Origin of the sequence: Blautia sp. 1033sp1_1033st1_G9_1033SCRN_220408 (assembly GCF_040929965.1) — a bacterium.
Classification (GTDB): domain Bacteria; phylum Bacillota; class Clostridia; order Lachnospirales; family Lachnospiraceae; genus Blautia_A; species Blautia_A ammoniilytica.
In genome coordinates this window covers 103,073-117,785 of sequence record NZ_JBFKZO010000009.1, presented here as the reverse complement: position 1 = coordinate 117,785, position 14,713 = coordinate 103,073, and the positions used below count along the sequence as shown (strand labels likewise).

The following is a 14,713-nucleotide window of genomic DNA, read 5'->3' as shown; positions in this document are numbered from 1 at the left end:
ACGCGCACCTCTGCAATCCTGCCGGAGGCTATATCAGCTGGGGGATTGACTCCCAGCTGATATAAAATACCACCAGGTAACTTTTAGGTTATCCGGTGGTGTTTTTTTATGTTATATTTTCATGTTATATTTTTATGTTCTATATTATTGTATGTTCTACACTTATATATCCTTTACATTTCCCTTTTTGGAACCGGTTCCCCGTTTTTGAAGATGCTGTCACACGGAACGCAGCCACGTACAGAGGAAAGAGGATAAATATTGGTATTTCTGCCGATCACGGAGCCAGGATTCAGCACAGAACCACAGCCTACTTCCACATGATCTCCCAGCATTGCGCCAAACTTCTTAAATCCGGTCTCTACCTGCTCCTGCCCATCTTTAACAATCACCAGCTTTTTGTCGGATTTCACATTGGAACAGATAGAACCAGCTCCCATATGAGACTTATACCCAAGCACAGAATCTCCCACATAATTGTAATGAGGTACCTGCACACAATTAAAAAGTACTACATTCTTAAGCTCTGTAGAATTGCCTACTACACAGCCCTCTCCTACGATCGCCTTGCCTCTGATAAATGCGCAGTGGCGTACTTCTGCATTCTTACCAATGATAGCCGGTCCATGGATGCTGGCAGTAGATGCTACCTGGGCAGATCTGGCGATCCAGATATCTCCCTCCAGATGCTCATACTCTGCCGGATCTAATGTATTTCCCAGCTTTATGATAAAATCCCCGATCTCCGGAAGCACTTCCCAGGGATAAGTCTTTCCTTCAAATAATTCCCCTGCAATCGTTTCATTCAGATCCAGAAGATTAGAAATAGTAAAATCCTTCATCATGATGATTTTCCTCCTTGTTTCCCGGAAGAAGAACTTCTGGTACTTCTCTCCGGCTTTTTATAATACTGTGCCGATGCATCAAAAAATTGCCGCAAAGCATACTGATAATTGCTGGCCTCCACCTGATTGGTGCGGATGCGTACAAAATGTTCCAGCTTATCCATATATTCCTGCTCTGTAATGGAGCCCTCTGCCACATAGGTCAGTCCCTTTTCCCAGCTTGCTGTAAGCTCCGGATTCAGAAGCTGACGGATGGAACAATTCACCACATCATAGATCATCTCACCTAAAAGTGTGGGAGTGATCATCTGTGTTTTCTTGTTCAGGGACAGATACTTGATATTAAACAGCTTTTTCAGGATCTCTGCCCTGGTAGCACTTGTACCAATCCCGCTGCCTTTGATCTGTGCACGCAGCTCCTCGTCTTCAATAAGCTGTCCTGCATTTTCCATGGCAAGGATCATGGATCCTGAATTGTATCTTTTAGGAGGGGATGTTTCCCCTTCTTTAATATTCAAACTGTCCACGGAAAGTATATCATTTTTCTTCAGCTTCTGCAATGCACCAAGAAGCGCCGCATCACAGGCCACATCTTCACTGTCTTCCTCAGCCTTCCCTTCTGCTGCTTTCCCTTCTGTATCAGAAGCCTTCTTCCGTGCAAATGAATTGGCTGCGATCTTCAGGTATCCTTCACTTACCAGCACTTTAAAAGAAGAGAAAAAGGATTCATTCCCCATCCTGGTTACAATGGAAACCTTCTGATACACTGCAGGAGGATAAAAAATACACAGAAAACGTCTCACGATAGTCTCATAAACCCGCTGAGAAGTAAGGGACAGGCCTTTTAAGTTGCCAAGTCCCTGTCCTGTAGGTATAATGGCATAATGGTCTGTGATCTGCTTGTCATTTACATATCGTGTCTTGGCTATGGTTTGCCAGGTTCCCATAGAAAGAGCTTCTTTTGCAGCATCTGCAGCAGGCCCGTAATTCTGCAGCCCGGATATATTCTTAGAGATTACCTTTGCCACTGCTGTTGACAGTACCCTTGCATCTGTCCTGGGGTAGGTTACCAGCTTTTTCTCATATAATTCCTGCACTACTGCCAACGTTTCATCCGGGCTGATCTTAAATAGCTTGGAGCACACATTCTGCAGCTCTGCCAGGTTAAACAAAAGCGGTGGATTCTTATTTTCCTTTTTCCGCTCCACCTTCTCTACTGTACAGGACAAAGGATGCACAGATGACAGGCTTTTGATCAGCCCTCTGGCATCTTCTTTTTTCTTAAAACCGTTTTCTTTATATAATACAGGGGACCGGAAATAAGAGCTGCCTTCTACTGCCCTCCATTCACCCTCGAATTTTTCTCCTTCAAGTACAATACTACTGACCACACGGTAAAATGGTGTTTTCACAAAAGAACGGATCTCCCGTTCCCTGCGTACTACCATCCCAAGCACACAGGTCATTACTCTTCCTACAGAAATAGCCTGATATTTGGAACTTAGATAATTAGATACACTGTTCCCATAACGCAAAGTCAGTACACGCGAAAAATTGATCCCCATCAGATAATCTTCTTTTGCACGAAGGTAAGCAGAAGCTGCAAGATTGTCATATTCTGAAATATCCTTTGCTTCACGGATCCCTCGCATAATTTCTTCTTCTGTCTGAGAATCAATCCAAACTCTTTTTTCTTTTTTTCCTTTTACACCAGCCATCTGTGCCACCAGCCGATAGATATATTCTCCCTCCCGTCCAGAGTCCGTACACACATAGATGGTCTCTATATCCGGCCTGTTTAAAAGGCCCTTTACAATCTGAAACTGTTTCTGAACGCCTGGAATCACTTCGTATTTAAAGTCACGGGGCAAAAAAGGCAGGGTATCAAAACTCCACCTTTTGTATTTCATATCATATTTTTCAGGATAGCTCATAGTGACCAGGTGCCCTACACACCAGGTCACTACAGAAGTATCAGACTCCAGATAACCATCCCTTCTTTGTCCGTTGATCTTTAAAGCTTTTGCAAATTCCTGAGCCACACTGGGCTTCTCGGCTATGTATAAAGCTTTTGACATTATTTATCTGCACTCATCTTTCTCAGCGGCCATGCAAGCAGCAAAGCACCGCCTACCATATTTCCAAGTGTTACAATCAGAAGATTCTTCAGCATCAGTCCGATGGAAAGCCCATCTACCAGACAATAGGAAGTAACAAAAATTCCCATATTGGCAATGCTGTGCTCAAATCCGCTTACAACAAATCCTGAAATACACATAACGATCATCAGGAATTTTCCTGTTTCGCTTTTTAACTTAATTCCGCAAAGCACGCCAAGGCATACAAAGAAGTTACAAAGCACTGCCCTGAAGAACATCTGGCCTGCTGGCATTGTCAGCTTGTTGTTGATAAATCCTCCGAAATAATCTGCTGTACCGGATGCCCCTGCCCATACAAAGATCAGAGCCAGGATCAGACATCCTACAAAATTACCGATATAGCTTACCAGCCATACCTTTCCGGCATCCTTCCATGACACGCTCTTATCATAAGCGCCAAATGCCATGACCATATTATTGCCGGTAAATAACTCTCCACCTACCAGGCAGATCAAAAGCACTGCAATAGAGAAAACCAAAGCCCCCAGAAATTTCCCCCATTCAGGTGCATTCGCTGAAAATACATTTCCCACCACATTACTGTAGATCATGGCCATGTCAATAAAAAATCCTGCCATGACAGCCCGAAGAAAGTATTTCAGGAAATTGCCGTTTAAAAGACCGATCTTGGCTTTTGCGGCGTTAGCAAGTTTCTGTACATCCTCGTAGTTCATAAAAAACACCTCCGCTGGTTTATGAAATTTGTGCAACTGCAACAGTATTTTTACAGTCGCTAATTTTTACTACCGGTATATTATAACACTTTGATGTTTTTTTCACAATAGACTTTGAGAAATAATTGCCAATAACCTATTCAGGGCTTTTATAGTTTATAATAATACCTGTTATTATTCTCTCATAAACAGCAAATCAGCATCTTTCCTGGGAATTGCCTTGCCAATTATCGTGCCTGGGAATTGAAGAGTTGATAATCTTTTCACAGCTTCCAAAGAATCCTTCTCAGATACTGCAAGAAGAAGTCCACCGGATGTTTGGGGATCGCAAAGCACATCTATAAGCTCAGGAGCAGTATCTCCCCAGCTGCATTTGTCCTCGGTAAACTCTTTATTCCTGTAGGCACCGGCAGGTACCATTCCCATGGAAGCATATTCCAGGGCTCCTTTCTGTATAGGCACTGAAAGCGGATCGATGCACAGACTCACACCACTGCCCTGGGCCATTTCAAGACAATGACCTGCAAGACCAAATCCGGTAATATCCGTACATGCATGGATCTCCAGATCTGCCACCGCATCCCTGGCATATTTGTTCAGCCAGCTCATTACCCGGATCACTTCCTGCCCCTCATCCCTGCTTAAGAAATCAGCCTTCAGGGCGGTAGTCAAAATCCCTGTACCAACAGGTTTCGTAAGGATCAGACGATCCCCTGGCAAAGCCCCTATATTTTTCCATAGATGATCCGGATGTACAAAACCGGTAACACATAATCCGTACTTAGGCTCATCATCCTGGATCGTATGTCCGCCTGCAAGAACGGCGCCTGCTTCTTTTACCTTGTCTGCTCCTCCCCTCATAATATCCCCAAGGATATCCGGAGAAAGGCAGTTTGGAAAAGCAGCAATATTCAAAGCCAGCTTCGGCTCTCCACCCATGGCATACACATCGCTTAATGCATTGGCTGCAGCGATCTGTCCAAAGGTATAAGGATCGTCCACGACAGGTGTAAAAAAATCTACAGTCTGTATCATGGCCAGATCCTGGTTGATCTGGTAGACAGCAGCATCATCTGATGTTTCTGTGCCTACCAGAAGATTTGAATCGTAAAATTTTGGCAGCTTGCTCAGAACCTGAGCAAGGGTCCCCGGACCTAATTTGGCCGCTCACCCGGATGTATGGGAAAGAGTGGTCAGCCGGATCTTCTCTCTCTGGTCCAAATCGCCACCTCCTTTTTATTTCGCCTGGATATAACCCTTTGCTTTCAAAGTCTCAGCACAAAGAACAGCACCGCCAGCTGCACCTCTTACTGTATTATGGGACAGTCCGATAAACTTCCAGTCATATACCGTATCCTCACGAAGACGTCCTACAGAAACGCCCATACCATGTTCAAAATCAACATCTGCTGTAACCTGTGGACGATTGTCCTCTTCCAGATACTGGATAAACTGCTTCGGCGCACTTGGAAGCTGAAGCTCCTGGGGAATGCCTTTAAACTCTCTTAATGCATTAACCAGCTGCTCTTTGGTTGGTTTCTTTCTGAATTTTACAAAAACAGCTGCTGTATGTCCATTCAGGATCGGCACACGTACACACTGACAGGTAATAACCGGCTCTTTTGCAGGTACGATCTCACCATTCTGGATCGTGCCCCAGATACGAAGAGGCTCTTTCTCACTCTTCTCCTCCTCACCGCCGATATATGGAATAATATTGTGTTCCATCTCCGGCCAGTCTTTGAAGGTCTTGCCTGCACCGGAAATAGCCTGATAAGTAGTAGCAACTACTTCATATGGCTCAAATTCCTTCCATGCAGTGAGAACAGGTGCATAGCTCTGAATAGAACAGTTCGGTTTAACTGCAATAAATCCTCTCTTTGTGCCAAGACGTTCTTTCTGATGTTTGATCACTTCAAAATGCTCAGGATTGATCTCCGGAATAACCATGGGAACATCCGGTGTCCATCTGTGTGCACTGTTATTGGAAACAACTGGTGTCTCTGTCTTTGCATATTCTTCTTCGATTGCCTTGATCTCTTCTTTTGTCATATCAACAGCAGAAAATACAAAGTCTACAGTAGAAGCAACCTTCTCAACCTCATTAACATTCATAACGATCAGGTCCTTTACAGCCTCCGGCATAGGAGTATCCATTTTCCAACGGCCGCCAACGGCCTCCTGGTATGTCTTTCCTGCGCTTCTTGGGCTTGCAGCTACTGTTACTACCTGAAACCATGGATGATTCTCAAGCAGAGAAATAAATCTCTGACCTACCATGCCGGTTGCTCCTAAAATACCAACTTTTAATTTTTCACTCATAATATGATCTCCTCAGTGTTTTTTGCACGCATACATCCTATTAGCATGTCTTTATTTCACGTACATTTGTCTTTTCATCAAATACTATAACAATCTTACCAAAAAAGCAAGCCTTTTTTTGTTATTTATGCTGTTATTAATTCTCTTCCAGATATTTTTTGTTTTCCTGGATCACCTGACGCATAACCTCCGGTCCCGGAGCTCCGTAAGTAGTACGCTTTTCCACACAAGTCTTCATACTTACAGCCTGGTAAATATCTTCCTGGAAAACGGGGCTGATCGCCTGATATTCGGCAAGAGGAAGATGATCCAGGGAAGTACCAAGTTCAATACACTTCAATACAAGCTGGCCTACGATCCCGTGGGCATCCCTGAAAGGCACACCATGGTTCACCAGATAATCTGCCGCATCTGTAGCATTGGTAAAGCCATTCTTTGCACTGGCTTCCATATTGTCCTTCTTAAACTCCATGGTAGATACCATACCTGTAAATAATGCCAAGCAGCCTTTAACTGTATCGATGGCATCAAAGGTTAGTTCCTTATCTTCCTGCATGTCTTTATTATATGCCAGTGGAATCCCCTTCATAGTTGTAAGAATAGACATAAGAGCACCATATACACGACCAGTCTTACCACGTACCAGCTCTGCAATATCCGGATTCTTCTTCTGTGGCATAATACTGCTGCCTGTACTGTAGGCATCATCAATCTCCACAAACTGGTATTCATTGGAATTCCACATAATGATTTCCTCAGAAAAACGGCTGAGATGCATCATGATCGTAGAAAGGGCTGATAAAAGTTCGATCACATAATCTCTGTCAGAAACAGAATCCATACTGTTCCTGGTAGGCTCATCAAATCCCAGAAGCTGTGCTGTATACGCCCTGTCCAGCGGATATGTAGTACCTGCAAGTGCACCGGCTCCCAAAGGACAAGTATTCATCCTTTTGCGGATATCCATAAGACGCCCTCTGTCTCTTCGGAACATCTCAAAATATGCACCAATATGATGGGCAAGTGTAACCGGCTGTGCTTTCTGAAGATGGGTAAAACCAGGCATCCAGGTCTGTACATTGCCTTCCATGATCTTAAGAAGAGCCTTCAGAAGATCCTTTACCTCACCGTCAATCGCATCAATCTCATCACGCACATAAAGCTTCATATCCAGGGCTACCTGATCATTACGGCTCCTGCCGGTATGCAGCTTCTTACCTGCATCGCCTACACGTTGGATCAGGTTGGCCTCCACAAAGCTGTGGATGTCTTCATACTCGGAAGTTATGGCAAGTCTTCCTTCCTTTACATCCTCCATAATGCTGCCAAGCCCTTCCATGATCTTGTCCTTTTCTTCCGCTGTAAGAATCCCCTGCTTTGCCAGCATCTCCACATGGGCCATACTGCCTCTGATGTCCTGCTCGTAAAACTTCTGGTCAAAAGAAATTGATGCATTAAAATTGTATACAAGTTTATCTGTTTCTTTTGTGAAACGTCCGCCCCAAAGCTGTGCCATGTTTCTTCCTCATTTCTTTTATTTTTTTGCAAACAGTTCAGCAGCCATATCCTTAAAGTCTGCTGCACCATTACATTTTTCTATGACAGTTTATCACAGATTATCCAGTTTGGAAAGTTCTTCCTTCCTGTCTCTCCTGGAAAACACACATCCGCAGTAATTCTGCCTGTACAGTCCATATTCCCTGGAAAGCTGGATAGACCGCTTATATCCATCCTTTTTCTTAAAGTCTGACGGCAGATGAGATACCTGATAAATCTCTCCTAGTTCTTCTCCGATCTCATTGATCTTTACCGCATTTTTCAGGGGACTGATCGACAACGTAGTTGTAAAGTAATCATACCCGCCTTCTTTGGCCAGGCGGGCTGCCTGCTCCATCCGAAGCCGATAGCAGCCAAAACACCGTTCTCCTCCTTCAGGAACATTCTCAAGTCCTTTCGCCATATCATAAAAATCCTGCGGACAATATTCTCCTTCGAGAAGATCCACAGGATGTTCAAATTTCATCTCTTGTATCAACCTGCGAATCTCTGCCACACGTTTGGCATACTCTTCTGCAGGTGCTATATTAGGATTATAGAAAAAAACTGTGATCCTGAAATACTGTGAAAGGTATTCCAGCACATAACTGCTGCATGGAGCACAGCAGGCATGTAAAAAAAGCCTTGGTACATGCCCCTGCTCCTGTTCTTTTTTAATCAGATTTTCCAGTTCTTTTTGATAATTTACATTCGCCAATTCTCTCGCCCATCCTTACAATCGTCTCATATCCAGCTTCTGTATTCTCCAGCAGGTCACTGTCCAGCCGCACCTTTCCATGCTGTAAAAACAGAATAATCGTGGAGCCTCCAAATTCAAAATAGCCTTTTTCTGCTCCCTTTTTCACATGGCAGGAATCCTTTTCCAGGTTTGTGATCTTTCCAACCATCATGGCACCTACTTCCATCATCATTATGGTGCCAAACTTCTCTGTACGGATCAAAGTATATTCTCTTGCATTCTCACGGTAAATAGGAAACGCATCATTAGCTGCCGGATTAACAGTATGATAGATCCCGGGCAGCGTAACATTTTTTGATTTCTGTCCATCTGCCACATAACAGTAATGATGGTAATCATCCACCGTCAGGCGAAGGATCACAGCATATCCACCCTTATAATGGTCTGCCAGTCTTTCGTTTCTAAGGAGCTGTGCAGCAGTATACAAAGTGTCCTTTATATAGAACCTGGTATCTGCCCCGATCCTGCATACAGTAGCCTTACCGTCACAGGGACTGATCAGCAGATTCTCTCCCTGGGCAATCATACGTTCCCCGGGTCTGATCCTTCTGGTAAAAAAATCATTGTAAGAGCGAAATCTCTGCTTTGTATACACAGACAGGTCAATCTGATTTTTTTTCACAAAACCAGGAACCATCCCTGCTGATAGCGGGCTATTCAGGAAAACACCGGCTGCCTTTGAGACAAATGGACGTACCAGCAGTTTCAGGCAAAGTCTTCCTCCCCGGTCATTGTACAGAAAGTGGAGAAGCTTGTCCTGTCCGTTTTCTTCAATTGTGATATTTCCTTTTCTGTCTATATAGTTCATTTGTATTCAACACCTTTATAATAAAATGATGGTACCAGAGCCAAAATAAAAATAATGATACCAGGATCAAAAGGTTTGGGCTGTGATACCTGCGGATTTTATCTTTATAACAAATGGAACATAAATGCAAGTGCAATGCCTACCAGTGCAACCAGCAGAATGATCATTGGATTCTGTGGTTTCTTTACTTTAATGTCGCTGATAAACAGTACTCCTACAACCACCACTGCCACATTGATCACAAAAAGGAAGTACCTGCCACAATATTTTCTTAACAGATACAGGAAAGGTAAAATGATCGCCATGGATGTGATGGGCAGCCCCTGATAATATTTCCTGGTTTCTGCAGTTTCATTCTGACGCTTTTCTTCCATTACATTAAAAAAAGCAAGACGGATCACAGAGGCCATTCCGTAAAGAGCAAGGATGAACACACTGAATGCTCCCCGCATCCCCAGGCAATAGCAGATCATAATGGGAAAAACTCCAAAACAGACCACATCACACAAGGAATCGATCTGAATGCCGAATCTCTTCTCATCTTCTGTACGATTCTTCTTGGTACGGGCGATCTTCCCGTCAAACATATCGCAAAGCCCGGACAGGGCAAGACACAGAATAGCTACCCGAAAATCCCCTTCCAATGCCCGTGTCATACCCACAATGGAAAACCCCAGACTTATATAAGTCAAAACAACTGTATAATCATAAAAACCTAACATACGCTTTTCTCCTTTTTTTCTGTTTGTGTATCATCCCGTATCACAAAATATGCAACACAGGTCATTATGGCACTGATCAGCATCTGTCCATAATAAGACAATCCTCTGCTAAGAAGCATGGACGGCAGAAGCAGATCGCCAAACACCGGCTCAAACATGCGGATGTAAAGAGTCTCACTGATACCCATACCGCCAGGCAGCGGAAGCATATCCACTGATACGGAAATCATGGACTGCAGCAGTGTAATGGCAAAAAAGCCCACTGAATGAAGTCCCAGCGAACGGTACACCCAATAGGTGATGGTGAACAAAATACATCGTTGAACCAGAGTAATAAGAAATACATTCAGGATGATCCTTTTATGGCCTGCCCAAAAAGCTGCAGTGGCATGGTACTGATCCATAGACTCTTCCAGCTTTTTCAAACGGCTTTCCTTTTTCTTCAGGAACTTTACATGCTCCAGAAGCTTCAGTCCCTTTACCATCAGCCATTTTGCAAGACCAGGAGCAAATACCAGAGTCAGCATCAGGGTAACGCAAAAAATATTAAGTCCCAATCCCAGATAAAAGACCCACATGTAATCTCCAAGATATCCTCTGAGAAAACCACTGCCAAATATAGCTGCTACCACACCGATCAGTACAAGCACAGCCTTATATGTAATGGTAACGATCATCAATACCAGCGTGGTCACAGGGACAGGCATCTTGTCCTTTTTCATGAAATAGATCTGCATTGGCTGTCCTCCGGACGCAGATGGAGTAATGCAGCTAAAAAAAAAGCCTACAAAGGAATACAGGGCGCAGTGTCCCATCTTTACCTTTGCTCCCAAAGTACGCATCATATAGAAAATGATCGTTGATTCTCCCAAAATAAAAAGTATCACACAGACCAATCCCAGCAGCAGATACCGCCAGTCAGCATCCCTCACTGCCTGAAGAATATCACCGATATCCTCTCCTCGAAATACAAAATGGATGGTCAGTACAAAAACAACAACCAGAAATACTAGATTAAAAATCGTTTTTCTTTTGCTTGACATTGGATTATCTCTTTCATTTAAAATTCCTTTTCTCAGCATTATATCATAATTTCTTACAAAAGCATATGATAAAATATATTAAATTGGAGGCAAAATATATGAAGCCACTACTGGAAGTCAGAGATGTAAGCCTCTCCTACCACAGCCTTTCCGGGGAAACACCAGCCCTTTCTAATATATCCTTTGACCTGATGCCTGGCGAGTTTCTTGCCATTGCCGGTCCATCCGGATGTGGGAAGTCTACGCTCCTGAACCTGATCAGCGGACTTTTAACTCCTGAAAAAGGCTCCATCTATATGGGAGATCAGCCTGTAGGAACCCCAAACACACGTATAGGATATATGCTGCAGAAAGACCATCTGCTGGAATGGAGATCCATATACAGAAATATTATCCTGGGGCTGGAGATCCGTCATCAGCTTACTCCCGCCAAAAAAGAGCTGGCAGATCAGATGCTGGCCACTTATGGTCTGGATAAATTCAGAAATGCCAGACCGTCCCAGTTGTCTGGAGGCATGCGGCAGCGTGCTGCCCTAATCCGTACCCTGCTGCTGAAGCCGGAGCTTCTACTCCTTGATGAGCCCTTTTCTGCCCTTGATTATCAGACACGTCTGAATGTAAGCGATGATATTGGAAAAATCCTGAAGAAAGAAAATAAACCTGCAATTCTGGTGACTCATGATATCGGAGAAGCCATTAGTATGGCTGACCGTGTAGTGATCCTGTCAAAACGTCCTGCTGTTGTGAAAAAGATCGTCCCCATTGAGCTTGGCCTAAAAGACAGAACACCTATGTCCTCCAGAAATGCCTCGCTTTTTAAATATTATTTTAATCTAATATGGAAGGAGCTAAATCAGAATGAATAATCACTCTTTCAGACAACAGCAATATCTTTTCAGGTTAAAAAGAGACAGAATCCTGATCCATGCATTCAGGCTCCTGCTTCTAGCTTTTTTCCTGTTTTTCTGGGAAACCGCTTCCAGGAAACAATGGATCGATTCCTTTATTTTTTCCAGTCCTTCCCTGGTCCTGGAAACCTTTGTAAAAATGCTGAAAGAACAATCTCTTACCTTGCATATCCGCATCACACTGTCAGAAACCCTGATCAGCTTTTTTCTTGTAATGAGTCTTGGTATCTTAAGTGCAGTGATCCTATGGCTTTTCCCAAAAATCTCCAGAATCCTGGAGCCCTACCTGGTGGTTCTGAACAGCCTGCCAAAATCCGCACTTGCTCCACTTCTTATTGTCTGGCTGGGTGCCAGCGAGAAAACTATTATTGTATCCGGCATATCCGTCGCCATCTTCGGCTGTATTCTCAACCTGTATACAGGCTTTACCGAAATCAGCCAGGAAAAGCTGAAACTGATACGAACCCTTGGGGGTGGCAGGATAGATGAATTATTTAAGATCGTCCTTCCCTCTTCTGTACCTACCATACTAAGCAACATGAAGGTAAACATAGGTCTTTGTCTGGTTGGCGTGATCATTGGGGAATTCATTGGTGCCAGACAAGGACTGGGATACCTGATCATCTATGGAAGCCAGACCTTTAAGCTTACCTGGGTACTGATGTCCATTGTGATCCTGATGATCATTGCCATGCTTTTATATGGAATCCTGAATCTTATTGAAAGAAAAGTGAGAAAGCACTAATTGTCGGAGTCTTTCTCCGGCCTACATAAGCAGCTGCTTCAGCCACTTTGAAGCCGCTTCCGTATTCTGGGCATTTACAAGCACGGCCACACATACCGGCTCATATTCAACTCCAAACTGTTCTTTCAGATTTTGATTTAAAACCAGAATGTGATTTCCCTGTACCTTTTGTCCTGCTGCCTGAAGGGTATCCTGATCTAACAGCTGATCAAGATCCATAAAATAACCTTCCTTTTCAAAGGAACTGCAAAGTGTTTCCGGCATTAATACCACATCGAAAGCCTGCGCCTGAACCTTTGTCACAAAAGCCACCTGGCTGTATGTATCCAACTGGGTACCATCTTCATTTGATACCAATGTTTCTGTAATATCAACCTTCTGGTATGGGTCCTGGTCAATCCCCAATAATTCTTTCAGGTTTTCTTGGACAGTTTCATAATCAGCACCTGCAGAATCTACCACAGCAATGGATAAGGAAGTTTTGATCCTGGCATTTTCTATCCAGCTTCGTATTCCAAAAGCCAGGAACACTATCCCTATTGCCGCAAAAATCCATACCTTATAATACATCCAGATATACTGCAGTTTTCCTTTCCAATCCATTACTTTTAATTTTTCTTTTTCCAGAAGCCTTTTTTCTTTTTTAGTAAGATCTGATTCATGTTTCTGACTCAGCTGCTGACAGGTATGTTCCTCCTGCTGTTTTTTTTTATTTTCATCTTCCAGTTCAATTCTCATAAAATCCCTCATTTTCATTTCATAATATTTATATATGATACCATACTTTCTCAGAAATAAACATACATATTCTTGTTCTGTCACAGAATTCCATTTATAATATGATTACAGCGTCAAAAGGTCTGAGCCCATCTGTGCCAGCCATATGTGGGGGAATGCCTTAAGACACGCCCTGAATATAAGGAGGCACTTTTCCCATGAAAAAAAACGGCTACTATTCTTCCGGTGAATTTGCAAGGATGGCCCACGTTACCCTTCGCACCATCCGTTATTACGATAAACAGGACATCCTGAAACCCTCATATGTATCCCCTGCAGGAGCACGTTTTTATACAGATGAGGATTTTGCCCGTCTGCAGCAGATCCTTCTTTTAAAATACTTAGGTTTTTCTCTGGACGATATCCGTAAAATGACCATTGATGATTCAGATTATCACTTCATGCTTAATTCCCTGGATGTGCAGCTAAAGCTTGTACGGGACCGGATTGAACAAATGGAAATGGTAGAACAGGCTATACTGGATACTGCAGACATGATCCGAAAGGAGCACACAGTAAACTGGAGCCAGATGCTGAACCTGATTCATCTTACAGGCATGGAAAACAGCCTGAAGAACCAATACCAGGATGCCTCCAATATTTCTGCCAGAATCAATCTGCACAGCCTTTATTCTGTGAACCACCAGGGATGGTTCCCCTGGTTTTACCAGCATTGTCATCTGACAGATGGTATGAAAGTGCTTGAGATTGGATGTGGCGACGGTACTTTATGGACAGAGAATCTTTCCTGCCTTCCCAGGAATATTTCCGTAACCCTTTCCGACACTTCAAGCGGTATTCTCCGTGATGCCCGAAGAGCCATAGGAGGAGTGGATCCCCGTTTTTCCTATACTGCCTTTGACTGCCATCAGATACCTTTCCCAGATGAAAGCTTTGACCTGGTGATCGCAGGCCACGTACTTTTTTACTGTGACAGAATCGGGGATGTATGTCAGGAAGTAAGCCGTGTATTAAAGCCTGGCGGTTTGTTCCTGTGTTCCACATACAGCAGCAGCCATATGCGAGAGGTAAGTCAGCTTGTTCAGGATTTTGATGACCGGATCGTTCTTTCCGCAGAAAAGCTTTATGAGAAATTTGGCAGAGAAAACGGAGCCGGGATTCTGTCCAGGTATTTTTCCTCAGTAACCTGGGAATCCTATCCTGATCACCTTGTGGTTCCTGATGCCCAGCCTCTGATCTCCTATATCCTTTCCTGCCACGGCAATCAGAATCAATATATTCTGGATCATTACAAGGAATTCCGCTCCTTTGTGGAGAAAAAAACAGAGCATGGGTTTCACATTACTAAAGATGCAGGACTTTTTCTTTGTGAAAAAGTAACAAATTTAAAAAAATTGTAAAAAAGTCCTTGAAAGTGACCTTACGTTATCTTTTATACTGAAATTATCATAAA

General features: G+C 43.5%; 14 protein-coding genes. 3 read left to right on the top strand and 11 right to left on the bottom strand.

Going from position 1 to position 14,713, the window contains the following annotated elements:
* Window positions 1-173 precede the first annotated feature (173 nt).
* From AB5916_RS08910 to AB5916_RS08865, 10 genes are all read right to left on the bottom strand, one after another.
* The gene (locus tag AB5916_RS08910; protein ID WP_368190390.1) at window positions 174-842 is read right to left on the bottom strand and encodes a UDP-N-acetylglucosamine pyrophosphorylase; all 669 of its coding nucleotides are present in this window, start codon (window positions 840-842) and stop codon (window positions 174-176) included.
* Complete coding sequence (locus AB5916_RS08905; protein WP_368190388.1) at window positions 842-2,923, bottom strand: DNA topoisomerase; 2,082 nt, start codon at window positions 2,921-2,923, stop codon at window positions 842-844. Before AB5916_RS08905 ends, AB5916_RS08910 begins: the two co-directional genes overlap by 1 nt.
* Complete coding sequence (locus AB5916_RS08900; protein WP_158420273.1) at window positions 2,923-3,678, bottom strand: formate/nitrite transporter family protein; 756 nt, start codon at window positions 3,676-3,678, stop codon at window positions 2,923-2,925. Before AB5916_RS08900 ends, AB5916_RS08905 begins: the two co-directional genes overlap by 1 nt.
* 174 nt (window positions 3,679-3,852) lie before the next feature.
* Entirely contained in the window at window positions 3,853-4,899 is a 1,047-nt protein-coding gene (gene selD, locus AB5916_RS08895; protein ID WP_368190386.1) for a selenide, water dikinase SelD, read from the bottom strand.
* A 15-nt stretch (window positions 4,900-4,914) separates the two neighbouring features.
* Window positions 4,915-6,000, bottom strand: a complete 1,086-nt coding sequence (gene asd / locus AB5916_RS08890; RefSeq protein WP_158420271.1) for an aspartate-semialdehyde dehydrogenase — start codon at window positions 5,998-6,000, stop codon at window positions 4,915-4,917.
* Between the two features lie 136 nt (window positions 6,001-6,136).
* Window positions 6,137-7,516, bottom strand: a complete 1,380-nt coding sequence (gene argH / locus AB5916_RS08885; RefSeq protein WP_368190384.1) for an argininosuccinate lyase — start codon at window positions 7,514-7,516, stop codon at window positions 6,137-6,139.
* Between the two features lie 93 nt (window positions 7,517-7,609).
* The gene (locus tag AB5916_RS08880) at window positions 7,610-8,254 is read right to left on the bottom strand and encodes an epoxyqueuosine reductase QueH (protein WP_158420269.1); all 645 of its coding nucleotides are present in this window, start codon (window positions 8,252-8,254) and stop codon (window positions 7,610-7,612) included.
* The gene (locus AB5916_RS08875) at window positions 8,211-9,104 is read right to left on the bottom strand and encodes a phosphatidylserine decarboxylase (protein ID WP_173726651.1); all 894 of its coding nucleotides are present in this window, start codon (window positions 9,102-9,104) and stop codon (window positions 8,211-8,213) included. The genes AB5916_RS08880 and AB5916_RS08875 overlap by 44 nt, the downstream gene beginning before the upstream one ends.
* A gap of 104 nt (window positions 9,105-9,208) precedes the next feature.
* Window positions 9,209-9,826 carry a phosphatidylcholine/phosphatidylserine synthase gene (locus AB5916_RS08870; protein ID WP_158420267.1) on the bottom strand — a complete coding sequence of 206 codons (618 nt, stop codon included), beginning with the start codon at window positions 9,824-9,826 and terminating at the stop codon, window positions 9,209-9,211.
* Window positions 9,820-10,869, bottom strand: a complete 1,050-nt coding sequence (locus tag AB5916_RS08865; protein WP_158420266.1) for a lysylphosphatidylglycerol synthase transmembrane domain-containing protein — start codon at window positions 10,867-10,869, stop codon at window positions 9,820-9,822. The genes AB5916_RS08870 and AB5916_RS08865 overlap by 7 nt, the downstream gene beginning before the upstream one ends.
* 98 nt (window positions 10,870-10,967) lie before the next feature.
* On the opposite strand from AB5916_RS08865, the gene AB5916_RS08860 reads away from it, so the two are divergent.
* Together AB5916_RS08860 and AB5916_RS08855 are read left to right on the top strand one after the other, a co-directional pair.
* A complete protein-coding gene (locus AB5916_RS08860) occupies window positions 10,968-11,735 on the top strand; it encodes an ABC transporter ATP-binding protein (RefSeq protein WP_173726652.1) in 768 nt (255 codons plus the stop codon).
* The gene (locus AB5916_RS08855; protein WP_158420264.1) at window positions 11,728-12,522 is read left to right on the top strand and encodes an ABC transporter permease; all 795 of its coding nucleotides are present in this window, start codon (window positions 11,728-11,730) and stop codon (window positions 12,520-12,522) included. Before AB5916_RS08860 ends, AB5916_RS08855 begins: the two co-directional genes overlap by 8 nt.
* A gap of 21 nt (window positions 12,523-12,543) precedes the next feature.
* Here the strand turns inward: AB5916_RS08855 and AB5916_RS08850 are convergent, their stop codons facing one another.
* On the bottom strand, window positions 12,544-13,260 hold the full coding sequence (locus tag AB5916_RS08850; RefSeq protein WP_368190382.1) for a hypothetical protein: 717 nt from the start codon (window positions 13,258-13,260) through the stop codon (window positions 12,544-12,546).
* 197 nt (window positions 13,261-13,457) lie between these two features.
* Between AB5916_RS08850 and AB5916_RS08845 the strand changes: the two genes are divergently transcribed.
* On the top strand, window positions 13,458-14,660 hold the full coding sequence (locus AB5916_RS08845) for a methyltransferase domain-containing protein (RefSeq protein ID WP_368190381.1): 1,203 nt from the start codon (window positions 13,458-13,460) through the stop codon (window positions 14,658-14,660).
* Window positions 14,661-14,713: the final 53 nt, after the last annotated feature.